Below are 16,290 nucleotides of genomic sequence, written 5' to 3'. Positions count from 1 at the left end.
TCTAATTATACCCATTAACTTACGCAAAATAATGACTAATTTTGTACCCTCAACATATAATAAAAGCCAAAACAATAAAAGCATATTCAATGAGTACATCCCGACACCCGAAAGGTCTTTACCTTATCTTCGCCACCAGCACGGCAGAGCGTTTCAGCTACTACGGCATGCGTGCCATCTTCATTCTGTTCCTCACCCAGGCACTCCTTTTCGACAAGGAGCACGCCGCCTCCATCTACGGCAGCTACACCGGACTGGTGTACCTGACACCCTTAATCGGCGGCTACATCGCCGACAAATACTGGGGCATCCGCCGTTCCGTCTTCTGGGGGGCCATGATGATGGCAGTCGGCCAGTTCCTGATGTTTGCCAGTGCCTCGATGCTGGAGGCGCGTGAGCTTTCGCATTGGCTGATGTACGGCGGGCTGACTTTCCTTATATTGGGCAACGGCTGCTTCAAGCCCACCGTCTCCTCCCTGGTGGGGCAGCTCTACGAGCCGGGTGACAAACGGCTGGATTCCGCCTACACCATCTTCTATATGGGTGTCAACGTGGGTTCCTTCCTCGCCCCGCTGGTCTGCGGCTATTTTGGCGAGACGGGCAACCCTCACGACTTCCGATGGGGCTTCCTCATTGCCGCCATCGTCACCGTGCTGACGGTCGTCCTCTTCGAAACCCAGAAAAACAAGTACCTCATCGGCCCCGATGGCAAGCCCCTCGGCATTATCCCCGACGCCCGCAAGGAGCGGCCCCAGGCAGACAACACCGCCCGGAAGAGTGCCCACGCCAACGGACGGCCCATGCGCAACTACCTGCTGCTCGCCCTGCTTGCCATCGCGCTTGCCGGTTTCTTCTACTGGTGTTTCGGGAGCGATTGGATAAGCATCGGCATCTTCACCGCCTGCATCGTGTTTCCCGTCAGCATCCTGCTGGAAGGCTCACTCACCAAGACGGAGCGCGACCGCATCTTCGTCATCTACATCATCGCCTTCTTCGTCATTTTCTTCTGGGCGGCCTACGAGCAGGCAGGCGCCTCGCTCACGCTTTTCGCCTCCGAGCAGACCGACCGCGTCATCCTGGGGTGGGAAATGCCCGCCTCCTGGATTCAGTCCTTCAACCCCTTCTTTGTGGTGATACTTGCCGCCATCATGCCGGGCGTATGGGGCGCCCTGGGCAAACGGGGCATGGAGCCCGCCTCGCCCACCAAGCAAGCCATCGGCCTGCTACTGCTTTCACTGGGCTATCTCGTCATCTGCTTTGGGGTGAAAGATGTTCAGCCGGGCATCAAGGTGAGTCTCATCTGGCTGACGGGGCTCTACTTCATCCATACCATGGGCGAAATCTGCCTCTCGCCCATCGGGCTCTCCATGGTGAACAAGCTCACGCCCATCCGCTTCGCCTCGCTGATGATGGGGATATGGTACCTCTCCACCGCCACTGCCAATAAGTTTGCAGGCACGCTGAGCGGGCTCTACCCCGAAGCCGGAAAGGTAAAGACGCTACTGGGCTATCGCATTGAGACGATGTACGATTTCTTCATGGTGTTCGTCGTCATGTCTGCCACGGCATCGCTTATCCTCTTCCTGCTTTCAAAGAAATTACAGAAGATGATGCATGGAGTGGAATAAAAATCGTATTTTTGCGGCAACTTTCTAAAAACATCCCATCTATGGATACCATACAAATAAAAGACAAGATGTTCACAGTCTCCATCAAGGAGCAGGACATACTGAAAGAAGTAACCCGTGTAGCGAACGAAATCAACCGCGACCTGGCAGGAAAGAATCCTCTATTCCTCAGCGTACTGAACGGTTCGTTCATGTTTACCTCCGATTTGCTGAAACGAATCACGATTCCCTGCGAAATTTCGTTTGTCAAATTGGCATCTTATCAAGGAGTATCCTCTACCGGGGTAATCAAGGAAGTAATAGGCATCAATGAAGACCTCACAGACCGTACAGTGGTCATTGTAGAGGATATCGTAGATACGGGACTCACCATGCAACGCTTACTGGACACCCTCGGCACTCGCGGTCCCAGGGAGATTCATATTGCCTCTCTACTGGTGAAACCCGATAAGCTGAAAGTTGATTTGAACATAGAATATGTGGCCATGAATATTCCGAACGATTTCATCGTGGGCTACGGGTTGGATTATGACGGCTTCGGGCGCAACTATCCCGACATTTATACTGTAGTAGACTGATACAGACATAATATAGTAAATCATTAAATAATAACTAAGCAAATGTTGAACATTGTAATTTTTGGTGCTCCCGGTTCAGGTAAGGGAACACAAAGTGAAAAGATTGTAGAAAAGTATGGCATCAACCACATCTCTACCGGAGACGTGCTCCGTGCTGAAATGAAAAACGGTACAGAACTGGGCAAGACTGCTAAAGGTTATATCGACCAGGGCCAGTTGATTCCCGATGAGTTGATGATTGATATTCTGGCAAGCGTATTCGACAGCTTCAAGGATAGCAAAGGCGTGATTTTCGACGGCTTCCCCAGAACAATCGCCCAGGCTGAAGCATTAAAGAAGATGCTCGCCGAACGCGGACAGGAAGTCAGCGTAATGCTCGACCTCGACGTGCCCGAAGAAGAACTGATGAAACGCCTTATCAAGCGCGGACAAGAATCAGGACGTGCAGACGACAATGAAGAGACAATCAAGAAGCGTCTGGTGGTTTACCACTCACAGACAGCTCCGCTGATTGACTGGTACAAGCAGGACGGCAAATACCAACACATCCAGGGCTTCGGCGTATTGGAAGAAATCTTTGCCGATGTTTGCAAGGCTATTGACGCAGTGAAATAACAATAAAACAGAATATGGCTGAATCGAATTTTGTTGACTACGTAAAAATATATTGCCGCTCCGGAAAGGGCGGACGAGGTTCTACGCATATGCGGCGTGAGAAATACATACCCAACGGAGGCCCCGACGGAGGTGACGGAGGACGAGGAGGCCATGTCATCCTGCGGGGTAACCGCAACTACTGGACGCTACTCCATCTGAAGTACGATCGCCACATCCTGGCAGGTCACGGAGAATCCGGTTCCAAGAACCGCAGTTTCGGGAAAGACGGAGCGGACAAGGTGATTGAAGTGCCCTGCGGCACGGTGGTGTACAACGCCGAAACGGGTGAATATATCTGCGACGTCACCGAGCACGAACAAGAAGTCATCCTGCTGAAAGGCGGACGCGGAGGTCTGGGCAACTGGCACTTCAAAACCGCCACACGCCAGGCTCCCCGCTTTGCACAACCGGGCGAACCGATGCAGGAGTTGACGGTAATCATGGAACTGAAGCTGCTGGCAGACGTCGGTCTGGTAGGTTTCCCCAATGCAGGAAAATCCACTTTACTGGCATCCGTTTCTGCGGCGAAGCCCAAAATCGCCAATTATCCGTTTACAACGCTGGAACCCAATCTGGGCATCGTGTCCTATCGCGACAGCAAATCGTTTGTGATGGCAGACATTCCCGGCATCATCGAAGGAGCCAGTGCCGGCAAAGGCTTAGGATTGCGTTTCCTGCGCCACATCGAGCGCAACTCATTGTTGCTGTTCATGGTGCCTGCCGACAGTGACGACATCCGTAAGGAATACGAAATCCTGTTGAACGAGCTTCGCACTTTCAACCCCGAAATGCTGGACAAACAGAGAGTGCTTGCCGTCACCAAATGCGACATGCTCGACCAGGAACTGATGGACGAGATAGAGCCGACACTGCCCGAAGGTATTCCTCATATCTTTATCTCTGCCGTGGCAGGCATGGGCATCTCCACGCTGAAAGACATCCTTTGGGAAGAGCTGAACAAGGAAAGCAATAAGATAGAAGGCAAAGTGGACAGCATTGCCCACCGCGCCAAAGACCTCAGCCACCTGCAGGAAGAATTGAAAGAAGAGGGTGAGGACGAGGACCTCAGCTATGAATACGTCAACGACGACGAGGACATAGAGGACCTCGAGGACTTTGAATACGAAGAAGATTGGGAGGAAGATAAAAAATGATTCCTCTTACAGAAGATAGGAAAATGTTGGGATATGAGCTGCTTGCCTCATATCCCGGCATTTCTTGTTTTGTAACCACCCGCCACGGTGGATGCAGCCAAGGTAACTATGCCTTCCTCAACTGTACACCTTACACGGGAGACGAAGCCGAAGCTGTACGCCGCAACCAGGAAATAGTATGTTCTTCCCTGCCCCAACGCCCCCAAGAACTGGTCATCCCGTTTCAGACCCACGGGACAAAGGCACTTGTCATTGACGGAACTTACCTGCAAGCAACAGCAGAAGAACGCCACTCCATGTTGCAGGGCATTGATGCACTGATAACCCGTGAACCGGGCTACTGCATCTGTATCTCTACGGCAGACTGCATTCCCATCCTGCTCTACGACCGGAAGAATGCCGTGATAGCCGCTGTTCATGCCGGATGGCGCGGCACTGTGAATTACATCCTCGGCCACACACTCGACAAGATGCGTGCCCGCTATGGTACAGAGGGCAAAGAAGTGATAGCCTGCATCGGCCCCGGCATCTCCCTTTCCGCCTTCGAGGTAGGCGACGAAGTCTATGAAGCATTCCGCAAGAACGGTTTCCAGATGGATTACATCTCCGAATGGAAACCCGCCACCCACAAATACCATATCGACCTATGGGCTGCCAACCGACTGCAACTGCTGGACTTCGGAGTACCTTCCGCACAAGTGGAGACAGCCAATATATGTACTTTTACCCAATATGAAGAGTTCTTCTCGGCACGCCGGATGGGTATCAAATCCGGAAGGATATTGTCGGGAATCATGTTAACCCATTCAAACGGATTGCATTAATGTATCATATCGCACTTTCTAAAGAAATCAAGCAGAATTGCCCCGAATTCCGCGGTGCAGCCGTATTTGCCGAAGTGACAAATACCCCATATTGCGAAGGGTTGTGGCAGGAAATCGCAACTTTCACCCAAGAGCTAAGAGCCCGTGAAACCACGGACAGCATCAAGTACCAACCCGTCATTGCCGCCACCCGCGAAGCCTACAAACGTTGCGGCAAGGATCCCAGCCGCTACCGTCCCTCGGCCGAAGCACTGAGACGGCGACTGCTGCGCGGATTGGAACTCTATCAGATAGATACGTTGGTAGACCTTATCAACCTTGTCTCCCTACGTACGGGCCACTCTATCGGCGGATTTGATGCCGACGAGATACAAGGAAGCGACCTTGAGCTGGGCATAGGACGTGCCGAGGAATCGTTCGAGGGTATAGGCCGCGGCATGCTGAACATAGAAGGGCTGCCCGTCTACCGCGACCGTATAGGCGGTATCGGTACCCCGACCAGCGACCACGAACGCACCAAGATGAAACTTGAAACCCGCCATATCCTTGCCATTGTCAACGGCTACAACGGGCAGGAAGGTCTGAAAGAAGCAGCCGAAATGATATTGGAACTGTTGGAGAAATATGCTTCCTCTACCAGTGGGACTATACAATATTTTGAATAAATGAGAATCCGTATTCTTGTCCCTCTCCTGCTTATAGCCCTTGGTGCCACGGCACAAGGGAAGAAAACGGTCTTTTCCACCATGGAAACCAACCATATCCGCGTTGCCACTCCGGGACTGTTTTCGCAAGGAGAACTGATAGAGCTACCTTTGGAGGACATTCCGGACACGGAATACTCCTTTCCCCTGCCTGGAGGAAAAGTCATCTCCCCTTACGGACGGGGGCGGGGACGCCACAGTGGCATAGACATCAAGACCTGCGCCAAAGACACCATACGGAGTGCCTTCAACGGCGTAGTACGGATGTCCAAGCCTTATAGCGCCTACGGCAATGTCGTCGTCGTACGCCATGACTTCGGACTGGAAACGATATACAGCCACAACTTCAAAAACCTTGTACATTGTGGCGACACAGTCAAAGCCGGACAGCCCATCGCACTGACCGGACGCACCGGACGCGCCTCTACTGAGCATCTGCACTTCGAGACACGCGTCAACGGGCAGCACTTCGACCCCAATATTATCTTCAACATGAAGGAACAGACGCTGAACCGACAACGTATCGGATGCTCAAAAAAAGGAAACGGCATCGTCGTGCAACAATTACCGACAATCTACCCGAAGCCACTGCAAAAAAAATACCCAATGGAACTGTTTAAGTATCCAAACGTTTCACTACATTTGCAGAACGTTTCACTAAAAGAACGAATTGAACTTTAAAACATATCAATGATAGAAAAACTGATTGTTCTTGAAGATATTGACCCGGTAATATTTTATGGCGTAAACAACGCCAACATGCAGCTGATAAAGGCCTTGTATCCCAAGCTTCGCATCGTTGCCCGCGGCAATGTCATCAAAGTATTGGGTGATGAGGAGGAAATGTGTGCATTCGAGGAGAACATCACCAAGCTGGAGAAATACTGTGCCGAATACAACTCTTTGAAAGAAGAGGTCATTATAGACATCATCAAAGGCAATGCCCCGCAAGCGGAAAAATCGGGCAATGTCATTGTATTCAGCGTAACCGGAAAGCCGATTATCCCGCGCAGCGAGAACCAGCTGAAGTTGGTAGAGGCATTTGCCAAGAATGACATGCTGTTTGCCATCGGTCCCGCCGGTTCAGGAAAGACCTATACAGCCATCGCGCTTGCCGTGCGGGCACTAAAGAATAAGGAGATAAAGAAAATCATCCTCAGCCGCCCTGCCGTAGAAGCCGGAGAAAAGCTCGGTTTCCTGCCCGGCGACATGAAGGACAAGATAGACCCGTATCTGCAACCACTCTATGACGCCCTGCAGGACATGATACCTGCCGCCAAGCTGAAAGAGTATATGGAGCTGAACATCATCCAGATTGCCCCTCTCGCCTTTATGCGCGGACGTACACTGAACGATGCCGTTGTCATTCTGGATGAAGCGCAGAACACGACCACCCAGCAAATCAAGATGTTCCTCACCCGCATGGGCATGAACACCAAGATGATTGTCACGGGGGACATGACGCAGATTGACTTGCCTTCTTCCCAGACTTCCGGTCTGGTGCAGGCACTGAAGATTCTGAAAGGCGTAAAAGGCATCAGTTTTGTGGAGCTGAACAAGAAAGACATCGTACGCCACAAGTTGGTAACTCAGATTGTGGAGGCCTACGAGAAGTTCGACAAGGAAGCGAAAGCGGAGCGTGAACGACGCAAAGCCGAACAAGCTGATAGCAAGATTGAACAGAAACAGTAAATTCTCAAATCGTAAATATTACAAAGATGAAAGCATTAACAGCAACTGAATTTAACTTTCCCGGACAGAAAAGCGTGTACCACGGAAAAGTTCGTGATGTGTACAACATCAATGGTGAAAAGTTGGTCATGGTAGCTACCGACCGCATCTCAGCCTTCGACGTAGTATTGCCTAAAGGCATTCCTTTCAAGGGACAAATGCTGAACCAGATTGCAGCCAAGTTCCTGGATGCCACCACCGACATCTGCCCCAACTGGAAAATGGCTACTCCCGACCCGATGGTGACGGTAGGCGTGATGTGTGAAGGATTCCCCGTAGAAATGATTGTACGCGGTTACCTCTGCGGCAGTGCATGGCGCGCTTACAAAAGCGGTGTCCGTGAAATCTGCGGTGTGAAGCTGCCCGAAGGAATGAAGGAGAACCAGAAGTTCCCCGAACCCATCATCACCCCGACTACCAAAGCCGAAATCGGCGAACACGATGCCGACATCTCCAAAGAAGAAATCCTGGCACAAGGACTTGCCACGCCCGAAGAATATGCCGTATTGGAAAAATACACAATGGCTCTCTTCAAACGCGGTACAGAGATTGCAGCGGAACGCGGATTGATTCTGGTAGACACCAAATACGAATTCGGCAAGCACGACGGCAAGATTTATCTGATGGACGAAATCCATACCCCGGACTCCAGCCGTTATTTCTACTCCGAAGGCTACGAAGAACGTTTTGCCAAAGGCGAACCGCAGAAACAACTTTCCAAGGAATTTGTACGCGAATGGCTGATGGACAACGGTTTCCAAGGCAAGGAAGGACAGCAGGTACCGGAAATGACCGACGAAATCGTTACTTCAATCAGCGAACGCTACATCGAACTGTACGAACACATCACCGGCGAGAAGTTTGTAAAGGAAGATACCAGCAACATTGCCGAACGCATTGAAAAGAATGTAACCGAATATTTAAAGTAAATGGACTATCCCCAAGAACACATCAAGCCCTACGGTAATGACGGCAAGAAGAGCGAACAAGTGGAAGAAATGTTCGACAACATCGCTCCTGCCTACGACAAGCTGAATCACACCCTATCCATGGGCATCGACCGCAGCTGGCGTAGGAAAGCAATCAAGTACCTACGTCCTTTCCGCCCCCGGCATATTATGGACGTAGCTACCGGCACCGGCGATTTCGCCATCCTTGCATGCCGCGAACTGCAACCCGATAGCCTGATTGGCACCGACATCTCGGAAGGCATGATGAACGTGGGACGTGAAAAAGTAAAGCAGGCGCACCTCTCGAACAAGATTTCATTTGTCCGGGAGGACTGCACCTCCCTCTCGTTTGCCGACGAAAGCTTCGACGCCGTGACCGTAGCGTTCGGCATCCGCAACTTCGAAGGGCTGGACAAGGGACTGTCCGAGATGTGCCGCGTACTAAAGACCGGCGGACATCTCGTCATACTGGAGCTCTCCACACCAGACCGCTTCCCGATGAAACAGTTGTTCACCATCTACTCCAAAGTTGTCATCCCCCTGCTCGGTAAATGTATTTCGAAAGACAACAGCGCCTACACCTATCTACCGGAAAGTATTCGCGCCTTCCCGCAGGGAGAAGTGATGCAGGAGGTAATCCGCAAGGCAGGCTTCAGCGAAGTGCACTTCAAGCGGCTGACTTTCGGGATATGTACACTTTATGTGGCAACTAAATAAAAAGAAGAAACTTATATAAAAAAGAGACCTTATGAAAGCTACACACACCCTCTATTTATTATTTATTTCCCTCCTTTGCGTTGCCGGTTTCACAGCTTGCGATGATTCGGGAAGTGATGATATGATATGGGATTTTGCTCCTATCGAACTGCATATCGCAGTACAAGATGCTCAAGGTAATGATTTGTTGAATCCTGAAACTCCCGGCAACATTGCCAAGCAAGGAATCAAGGCAATCTATAATGGAAAAATATATGAAAAGGACGTTCCAATAAGCCAAACCAAAGCTTACCTTGCACACTTCAACGGTCTGCAAACAATGAAATTTGAAACTGGCAAATACTTTCTCACTTTTGGAGAATTCAATGGCGACGATACATTCGATAACGAAAAAGTGATAATAGACTGGAACGATGGTACTCAAGACGTCATCACCTTCTCTAGCAAACTGATCTGGAAATCAAAAAATAAACCCGTATTCGACAGAAAGTTCTGTTTGAACGGAAAAGACAACGGATTGCAATTCGGAGGTTTTGTTATCATCAAAGAACCGGTAATCACCTCCTCAACTACTTCCGACCAATAATGTACTCCATAAACAAACGAATATAGTTCAATCAATAACTAAAATATTATGCAGAAATACGGTTTAATAGGTTACCCGTTGAAACATTCCTTTTCTATCGGATATTTCAATGAGAAATTCAAGGCAGAAAATATTGATGCAGAATATGTAAATTTCGAAATTCCACGTATCGAGGATTTCATGGAAGTTATCGAGGAAAATCCCAACCTCTGTGGACTGAATGTGACTATCCCTTACAAGGAGCAAGTCATCCCCTACCTGGACGAACTGGACAAAGACACAGCCAAGATAGGCGCCGTCAATGTCATTAAGATTATCCGCCTTTCCAAAGGCAAAGTGAAACTGGTTGGCTACAACTCCGACATCATAGGATTTACACAATCCATAGAACCACTTTTGCAACCACATCACAAAAAAGCCTTGATTCTGGGCACCGGCGGCGCATCGAAAGCCGTATATCGCGGGCTGGAGAACCTGGGTATAAAAAGTACCTTCGTATCACGCGCCAAGAAAGAGGATAAATACCTCACTTATGAGGAACTGACACCGGAAATCATGCAAGAGTACACAGTGATTGTCAACTGTACCCCAGTAGGCATGTATCCCAAAGTGGACTTCTGCCCCAACATTCCTTACGAGCTACTGACTCCCAACCATTTGCTCTACGATTTGTTATATAATCCAAACGAAACCCTCTTCATGAAGAAAGGCCAGGCACAAGGAGCCGTCACCAAGAACGGACTGGAGATGTTGCTGCTGCAGGCCTTTGCTGCATGGGAAATTTGGAATAAATAATGAAGAAAGCCATAAAATATTCGATTCTCGGTCTGGCTGCCCTCTGCACCGTACTGTTGTGCGGAGGGTACTATATGCTGGGCTATTCCCTGAAACCGGACGACCTCGTTTCACGCAGCCGCAACATAGCCGCATCCTACGATTTCATGTACGAGCGCTATCCCGAACTGCACCCCTGGGTGGATAGCCTGATGACCGCAGGAGCACTGAAGGACTTCTACATCGAGAACGACCGCGGAGAGACGCTGCATGCACTCTACGTTGCCGCCGCCCACCCCACCCTCAAAACAGCAGTCATCGTACACGGATATACGGATAATGCCGTGCGCATGCTGATGATAGGCTATCTGTACAGCAAGGAGATGGGGTTCAACATCCTGCTGCCCGACCTTTACGGACACGGGATGAGCGAAGGGAACCATGTACAGATGGGCTGGAAAGACCGGCTCGACGTGTTGCAATGGACCGAGACCGCCGATGAGCTTTTCGGACGCAACCATGCGGACAGCATAGCGTCCCGCAGTACAAAGATGGTAGTACACGGCATCTCCATGGGAGCCGCCACCACCATGATGGTATCCGGCGAAGTGGAACACGGACAATACCAACAGCCATTCATCAAGTGTTTTGTGGAAGACTGCGGTTACACAAGCGTATGGGATGAGTTTCGCGGGGAGTTGAAAGAACAGTTCGGACTGCCCGCTTTCCCCCTACTGCATACTGCAAGCTGGCTTTGCCGGCAGGAGTACGGGTGGGACTTCCGCGAAGCTTCTGCCCTGGAGCAAGTAAAGAAATGTACTTTGCCGATGCTCTTCATCCACGGTGATGCCGACACCTTTGTACCGACGTGGATGGTTTATCCCCTCTATGAAGCCAAGCCCGAACCCAAAGAATTATGGATTGTACCCGGTGCCACACATGCCATGTCTTACAAGGATTATCCGCAGGAATACACCGAGCATGTAAAGAAATTCGTAGGGAAATACATACATTGACGTGATTTTTCCTATCTTCGCCGCAGCAAATATTGGTAGTATGAGACGATTTATTTCTATAGCATCCTTCTTATGCCTGCTCTTATCCTTGCAGGCACAAGAAGTCTACACCACTAAGAATATTCCTAAAGTACACCTTCAGGACAAGACACGCTATGTGTGCAACCCAGCCGGAATCCTATCAACGGAGGCATGTGACAATATAGACCGTATGCTCTATGCATTGGAGCAGCAGACTGGTATTGAAACGGTAGTTGCCGTTGTTCCCTCCATCGGACAAGAAGACTGTTTTGATTTCTCACATCAGCTGCTCAATGAATGGGGAGTAGGGAAAAAAGAAAAAAACAACGGTTTGGTCATTCTGCTGGTAACCGACCAACGCTGCATCCAGTTTTATACGGGATACGGTTTAGAAGGGGACCTTCCTGATGCCATCTGCAAACGTATACAGACCAAAAACATGATTCCCTATCTGAAAGACGGTAATTGGGATGCTGGAATGGTAGCGGGTGTAAAGGCAGTCTGTTCACGTCTTGACGGCACTATGGTGAATGACACGGAAGAGGAGGATGATCTCTCCGTAGGAGGTATCCTACTGGGGCTTATCGGTTTCCTCGCAGTGGCATCTATTATAGGCATCCTTGCCCAACGCGCTGCCAACAAATGCCCCAACTGCGGACAACATAAATTGCAACGTAGCAGCAGCATACTCATCTCACGCCGCAATGGAGTGAAAACGGAAGATGTGACCTACACCTGCCGCAATTGCGGACATAAAGTAGTGCGCCGCCAGCAGTCATACGATGAAAATTACCGGGGAGGAGGCGGAGGTGGTCCGGTCATCTTCGGTGGTGGAGGTCTCTTCGGCGGAAGTGGCGGAGGAGGCTTCAGCGGTGGTAGCTTCGGAGGCGGTATGGGAGGTGGCGGTGGAGCCGGTTCCCGGTTCTAACGCCGAGGATGTGTCATCTGTGTGCCATCAACCGTTTTGACACACCTTCGAGGATACTGGAAGAAAATAAAACGTTTACATAGAATATAATTAAATGATTAATAACTGCCTTCCCCTCCTCCCCTCTCTCTATCGGAGAGGAATCGGAGGTGAGGCCTAAAAATGAAAAGTATGAAGAAATCAACCATTATCATTATCGTTGTTATAGCTCTTCTCGCCATTTGGGGGGTAACTGGCTATAACGGACTCGTAACCATGGACGAAAATGTCAGCGGACAATGGTCGAACGTAGAAACCCAATACCAACGCCGTGCCGACCTGATTCCGAACTTGGTGAATACCGTGAAAGGATATGCCACGCACGAGAAGGAAACACTGGAAGGTGTAGTAGAAGCCCGCAGCAAAGCCACTCAAATCAAAGTGGATGCTGCAGACCTTACTCCGGAAAAGCTGGCTGAATATCAGAAAGCACAAGGTGCGGTGACTTCCGCCCTCGGTAAATTGCTTGCCATCACAGAAAACTATCCGGACTTGAAAGCAAATCAGAATTTCCTGGAACTGCAGGCACAGCTGGAAGGTACGGAAAACCGTATCAACGTAGCACGTACCAACTTCAACAATGCAGCCAAGAACTTCAATACAGCCATTCGCCGTTTCCCCAAGAATATCCTTGCCGGTCTCTTCGGTTTTGAGAAACGAGCTTATTTCGAAGCGGCAGAAGGAGCGGAACAAGCTCCCCAGGTACAATTCTGATAAATACACAACTCTATAGCGAGGCACAAAGGCGAGAAACTTTGTGCCTCGCTTTGTGTTGTAGAAGATTAGATGTATCTTTGCACATTCAATTGAACAAACCTATTATCTCATGAGTAATCAACGATACATGATGCGAGGCGTCAGCGCATCAAAGGAAGATGTGCACAACGCCATCAAGAATATCGACAAAGGTATTTTCCCGCAGGCTTTCTGCAAAATTATCCCCGACATTTTGGGCGGTGACCCGGAGTATTGCAACATTATGCATGCCGATGGAGCAGGCACCAAGTCCAGTCTTGCCTATATGTACTGGAAGGAAACCGGCGACCTGGGTGTGTGGAAAGGCATTGCACAAGATGCACTGATTATGAACATCGACGACCTGCTTTGTGTGGGTGCGGTAGACAACATTCTGGTATCCTCTACCATCGGACGTAATAAACTGCTCATCCCCGGCGAAGTAATCTCAGCCATCATCAACGGTACGGATGAACTGCTTGCCGAACTCCGCGAAATGGGAGTAGGCGTTTATGCCACCGGTGGCGAAACAGCCGACGTGGGCGACCTTGTACGTACCATTATCGTAGACTCGACAGTGACCTGCCGCATGAAGCGCTCAGATGTTATAGACAATGCCAATATCCGTCCGGGCGATGTGATTGTAGGTCTGGCATCTTACGGAAAGGCTACTTATGAGAAAGAATACAATGGCGGTATGGGCAGTAACGGACTGACCAGCGCACGCCACGATGTATTCTCCAAATACCTGGCAGAGAAATACCCTGAAAGCTATGACAAGGCTGTACCCGAAGAGCTGGTATACAGTGGCAAGCTAAAACTGACAGACAGTGTCGAAGACAGTCCGCTGGATGCAGGAAAGCTGGTACTTTCCCCCACCCGCACCTACGCACCGGTAGTTAAGAAGCTGCTCGATGCGCTCCGTCCCCAAATCCACGGTATGGTACACTGCTCGGGCGGCGCACAAACCAAGGTACTGCACTTTGTGGGAGACAACTGCCGTGTCATCAAAGACAATCTCTTCCCCGTTCCACCGTTGTTCAAGACCATCAAGGAGCAGAGCGATACGGACTGGAGCGAAATGTACAAGGTGTTCAATATGGGGCATCGCCTGGAAGTGTACCTCTCTCCCGAACATGCAGAAGAGGTGATTGCTATTTCGAAGAGTTTCAACATCGATGCACAGATTGTAGGCCGCGTGGAAGAAAGCGACAAGAAAGAACTGATTATCAAGAGCGAATTCGGAGAGTTCAAGTATTAAATATATGGCAGACAACAATACCATACTCGAAAAGCTGGAAGGGCTTGTCGCCCGCTTCGAAGAAGTGTCGACCTTGATTACAGACCCGGCAGTGATTGCGGACCAGAAGCGTTACGTCAAGCTCACCAAAGAATATAAAGAACTGGGCGACCTGATGAATGCCCGCAAAGAGTACATGCAAGTACTGGGCGGCATAGAAGAAGCCAAAGAAATTATCGCCAACGAAACAGACCAGGAGATGCGGGAAATGGCACGCGAAGAGCTGGATGCCTGCCAAGCCCGCCAACCGGAACTGGAAGAGCAGATAAAGCTGCTGCTCGTCCCCACCGACCCGCAGGATGGCCGTAATGCCATCCTCGAAATTCGTGGCGGCACGGGTGGTGACGAAGCGGCAATCTTTGCCGGCGACCTCTTCCGCATGTACACCAAGTATTGCGAATCCAAGGGATGGAAAATGGAGATATCCAGCGCCAACGAAGGTGCAGCCGGCGGTTTCAAGGAAATTGTCTGCTCCGTGACGGGCGACAATGTATACGGCACACTGAAATATGAATCGGGCGTGCACCGCGTGCAGCGCGTACCGGCCACAGAAACGCAAGGACGGGTACACACCTCAGCCGCCAGCGTAGCCGTGCTTCCCGAAGCCGAAGAGTTCGACGTAGTTATCAACGAAGGTGAAATCAAGTGGGACACCTTCCGAAGCGGTGGTGCCGGCGGTCAGAACGTGAACAAGGTGGAATCCGGCGTGCGCCTGCGCTACAACTGGAAGAATCCCAACACAGGCATAGTCGAAGAAATCCTCATCGAATGTACCGAGACGCGCGACCAGCCCAAGAACAAGGAACGCGCCCTCTCGCGCTTGCGTACCTTCATCTACGATAAGGAACACCAGAAGTACATCGACGACATCGCCTCCAAGCGTAAGACGATGGTCAGCACTGGCGACCGCTCCGCCAAGATACGCACCTACAACTATCCGCAAGGACGCATCACGGACCACCGCATCAACTACACCATCTACAATCTCGCCGCCTTCATGGACGGAGACATCCAAGACTGCATCGACCACCTGATTGTGGCGGAAAATGCAGAAAGACTGAAAGAGAGCGAACTGTAAGGCAGTGATAAGTAACCCGTAACTAAAAAATAATATGAACAAACAGCAATTATTCGAGAACATCAAGCGCAAGAAGTCATTCCTTTGCGTAGGTCTTGACACCGACATCAAGAAAATACCCGAACATCTTCTGAAAGAGGAAGACCCTATATTCGCTTTCAACAAAGCCATCATCGACGCAACTGCCGACCTCTGCATCGCCTACAAGCCCAATCTGGCATTTTATGAGAGCATGGGCGTGAAAGGCTGGATAGCTTTCGAGAAAACCGTAAACTACATCAAGCAGAACTATCCCGACCAATTCATCATCGCCGACGCCAAACGCGGTGACATCGGGAACACCTCTGCCATGTATGCCCGTACCTTCTTCGAAGAGCTGGATATAGATTCCGTAACCGTAGCTCCCTACATGGGCGAAGACAGTGTGACCCCGTTCCTTACGTACGAAGGCAAATGGGTAATCCTGCTTGCGTTGACCAGCAACAAAGGCTCGCACGACTTCCAGCTGACGGAAGACACCAACGGCGAACGCCTCTTCGAAAAAGTGCTCCGCAAATCCCAGGAGTGGGCCAGTGACGAACAGATGATGTACGTAGTAGGCGCCACACAAGGCCGCGCCTTCGAAGATATCCGCAAGATTGTTCCCGAACACTTCCTATTGGTTCCCGGCGTAGGCGCACAAGGCGGCTCCCTGGAAGAAGTCTGCAAGTATGGCATGAACAAGACTTGCGGCCTGATTGTCAACTCCAGCCGTGGCATCATCTACGTGGACAAGACAGAGAACTTCGCCGCCGCCAGCCGAAAAGCAGCCCAAGAAGTGCAGGCACAGATGGCGGAAGAGTTGAAAAAAGTGATTAACGACTAACGCTT

General features: G+C 50.4%; 18 protein-coding genes. All 18 read left to right on the top strand.

Annotated features, from left to right (window positions below; genetic code table 11):
• The first annotated feature begins 89 nt into the window (after positions 1 to 89).
• Entirely contained in the window at positions 90 to 1,628 is a 1,539-nt protein-coding gene (locus DW947_RS13335; protein WP_005835421.1) for a peptide MFS transporter, read from the top strand.
• A 41-nt stretch (positions 1,629 to 1,669) separates the two neighbouring features.
• On the top strand, positions 1,670 to 2,206 hold the full coding sequence (gene hpt / locus DW947_RS13330; RefSeq protein ID WP_005835372.1) for a hypoxanthine phosphoribosyltransferase: 537 nt from the start codon (positions 1,670 to 1,672) through the stop codon (positions 2,204 to 2,206).
• A 42-nt stretch (positions 2,207 to 2,248) separates the two neighbouring features.
• Positions 2,249 to 2,821, top strand: coding sequence for an adenylate kinase (locus DW947_RS13325; RefSeq protein ID WP_005823672.1), 573 nt, complete (start codon positions 2,249 to 2,251; stop codon positions 2,819 to 2,821).
• A 14-nt stretch (positions 2,822 to 2,835) separates the two neighbouring features.
• Positions 2,836 to 4,017, top strand: coding sequence for a GTPase ObgE (gene obgE / locus DW947_RS13320; RefSeq protein ID WP_117962661.1), 1,182 nt, complete (start codon positions 2,836 to 2,838; stop codon positions 4,015 to 4,017).
• On the top strand, positions 4,014 to 4,841 hold the full coding sequence (gene pgeF, locus DW947_RS13315; RefSeq protein ID WP_044468572.1) for a peptidoglycan editing factor PgeF: 828 nt from the start codon (positions 4,014 to 4,016) through the stop codon (positions 4,839 to 4,841). The genes obgE and pgeF overlap by 4 nt, the downstream gene beginning before the upstream one ends.
• A complete protein-coding gene (locus DW947_RS13310) occupies positions 4,841 to 5,506 on the top strand; it encodes a B3/4 domain-containing protein (RefSeq protein WP_117962659.1) in 666 nt (221 codons plus the stop codon). The genes pgeF and DW947_RS13310 overlap by 1 nt, the downstream gene beginning before the upstream one ends.
• Positions 5,507 to 6,226, top strand: coding sequence for a M23 family metallopeptidase (locus DW947_RS13305; RefSeq protein ID WP_117962657.1), 720 nt, complete (start codon positions 5,507 to 5,509; stop codon positions 6,224 to 6,226). It begins immediately after the preceding gene.
• A 9-nt stretch (positions 6,227 to 6,235) separates the two neighbouring features.
• The gene (locus DW947_RS13300; RefSeq protein WP_005823681.1) at positions 6,236 to 7,237 is read left to right on the top strand and encodes a PhoH family protein; all 1,002 of its coding nucleotides are present in this window, start codon (positions 6,236 to 6,238) and stop codon (positions 7,235 to 7,237) included.
• A 26-nt stretch (positions 7,238 to 7,263) separates the two neighbouring features.
• Positions 7,264 to 8,205: a phosphoribosylaminoimidazolesuccinocarboxamide synthase gene (locus tag DW947_RS13295; protein WP_057282012.1), complete on the top strand. Its 942-nt coding sequence runs from the start codon at positions 7,264 to 7,266 to the stop codon at positions 8,203 to 8,205.
• Positions 8,206 to 8,943, top strand: coding sequence for a bifunctional demethylmenaquinone methyltransferase/2-methoxy-6-polyprenyl-1,4-benzoquinol methylase UbiE (gene ubiE / locus DW947_RS13290; RefSeq protein WP_016272589.1), 738 nt, complete (start codon positions 8,206 to 8,208; stop codon positions 8,941 to 8,943).
• A 31-nt stretch (positions 8,944 to 8,974) separates the two neighbouring features.
• Entirely contained in the window at positions 8,975 to 9,529 is a 555-nt protein-coding gene (locus tag DW947_RS13285) for a hypothetical protein (protein ID WP_016272588.1), read from the top strand.
• A gap of 48 nt (positions 9,530 to 9,577) precedes the next feature.
• Complete coding sequence (locus DW947_RS13280; RefSeq protein ID WP_016272587.1) at positions 9,578 to 10,324, top strand: shikimate dehydrogenase family protein; 747 nt, start codon at positions 9,578 to 9,580, stop codon at positions 10,322 to 10,324.
• Positions 10,324 to 11,319, top strand: a complete 996-nt coding sequence (locus DW947_RS13275; protein WP_016272586.1) for an alpha/beta hydrolase — start codon at positions 10,324 to 10,326, stop codon at positions 11,317 to 11,319. Before DW947_RS13280 ends, DW947_RS13275 begins: the two co-directional genes overlap by 1 nt.
• A 40-nt stretch (positions 11,320 to 11,359) precedes the next feature.
• A complete protein-coding gene (locus tag DW947_RS13270) occupies positions 11,360 to 12,268 on the top strand; it encodes a TPM domain-containing protein (RefSeq protein ID WP_117962655.1) in 909 nt (302 codons plus the stop codon).
• A gap of 171 nt (positions 12,269 to 12,439) precedes the next feature.
• On the top strand, positions 12,440 to 13,021 hold the full coding sequence (locus DW947_RS13265) for a LemA family protein (RefSeq protein WP_005835359.1): 582 nt from the start codon (positions 12,440 to 12,442) through the stop codon (positions 13,019 to 13,021).
• 112 nt (positions 13,022 to 13,133) lie between these two features.
• Positions 13,134 to 14,303, top strand: a complete 1,170-nt coding sequence (locus DW947_RS13260; protein WP_005835357.1) for an AIR synthase-related protein — start codon at positions 13,134 to 13,136, stop codon at positions 14,301 to 14,303.
• Between the two features lie 4 nt (positions 14,304 to 14,307).
• Positions 14,308 to 15,420 (top strand): peptide chain release factor 1, encoded by a 1,113-nt coding sequence (gene prfA / locus DW947_RS13255; RefSeq protein ID WP_057282011.1) that lies wholly within the window; start codon positions 14,308 to 14,310, stop codon positions 15,418 to 15,420.
• Between the two features lie 34 nt (positions 15,421 to 15,454).
• Positions 15,455 to 16,285: an orotidine-5'-phosphate decarboxylase gene (gene pyrF / locus DW947_RS13250; RefSeq protein WP_005835353.1), complete on the top strand. Its 831-nt coding sequence runs from the start codon at positions 15,455 to 15,457 to the stop codon at positions 16,283 to 16,285.
• The last annotated feature ends 5 nt before the right edge of the window (positions 16,286 to 16,290 follow it).

This window comes from Bacteroides sp. AM44-19, assembly GCF_003603395.1.
GTDB lineage: Bacteria > Bacteroidota > Bacteroidia > Bacteroidales > Bacteroidaceae > Bacteroides > Bacteroides uniformis.
The sequence above is the reverse complement of the archived record's forward strand: the minus strand, read 5'-3'. Positions and strand labels throughout refer to the sequence as shown.

Bases quoted from the DNA above. Each gene is read 5' to 3' on its own strand.
- pgeF (WP_044468572.1), top strand. From the start codon at position 4,014: ATGATTCCTCTTACAGAAGATAGGAAAATGTTGGGATATGAGCTGCTT.
- DW947_RS13310 (WP_117962659.1), top strand. From the start codon at position 4,841: ATGTATCATATCGCACTTTCTAAAGAAATCAAGCAGAATTGCCCCGAA.
- obgE (WP_117962661.1), top strand. From the start codon at position 2,836: ATGGCTGAATCGAATTTTGTTGACTACGTAAAAATATATTGCCGCTCC.
- DW947_RS13305 (WP_117962657.1), top strand. From the start codon at position 5,507: ATGAGAATCCGTATTCTTGTCCCTCTCCTGCTTATAGCCCTTGGTGCC.
- DW947_RS13270 (WP_117962655.1), top strand. From the start codon at position 11,360: ATGAGACGATTTATTTCTATAGCATCCTTCTTATGCCTGCTCTTATCC.
- DW947_RS13275 (WP_016272586.1), top strand. From the start codon at position 10,324: ATGAAGAAAGCCATAAAATATTCGATTCTCGGTCTGGCTGCCCTCTGC.
- prfA (WP_057282011.1), top strand. From the start codon at position 14,308: ATGGCAGACAACAATACCATACTCGAAAAGCTGGAAGGGCTTGTCGCC.
- DW947_RS13325 (WP_005823672.1), top strand. From the start codon at position 2,249: ATGTTGAACATTGTAATTTTTGGTGCTCCCGGTTCAGGTAAGGGAACA.
- DW947_RS13300 (WP_005823681.1), top strand. From the start codon at position 6,236: ATGATAGAAAAACTGATTGTTCTTGAAGATATTGACCCGGTAATATTT.
- DW947_RS13285 (WP_016272588.1), top strand. From the start codon at position 8,975: ATGAAAGCTACACACACCCTCTATTTATTATTTATTTCCCTCCTTTGC.
- DW947_RS13265 (WP_005835359.1), top strand. From the start codon at position 12,440: ATGAAGAAATCAACCATTATCATTATCGTTGTTATAGCTCTTCTCGCC.
- hpt (WP_005835372.1), top strand. From the start codon at position 1,670: ATGGATACCATACAAATAAAAGACAAGATGTTCACAGTCTCCATCAAG.
- DW947_RS13295 (WP_057282012.1), top strand. From the start codon at position 7,264: ATGAAAGCATTAACAGCAACTGAATTTAACTTTCCCGGACAGAAAAGC.
- DW947_RS13260 (WP_005835357.1), top strand. From the start codon at position 13,134: ATGAGTAATCAACGATACATGATGCGAGGCGTCAGCGCATCAAAGGAA.
- ubiE (WP_016272589.1), top strand. From the start codon at position 8,206: ATGGACTATCCCCAAGAACACATCAAGCCCTACGGTAATGACGGCAAG.
- pyrF (WP_005835353.1), top strand. From the start codon at position 15,455: ATGAACAAACAGCAATTATTCGAGAACATCAAGCGCAAGAAGTCATTC.
- DW947_RS13335 (WP_005835421.1), top strand. From the start codon at position 90: ATGAGTACATCCCGACACCCGAAAGGTCTTTACCTTATCTTCGCCACC.
- DW947_RS13280 (WP_016272587.1), top strand. From the start codon at position 9,578: ATGCAGAAATACGGTTTAATAGGTTACCCGTTGAAACATTCCTTTTCT.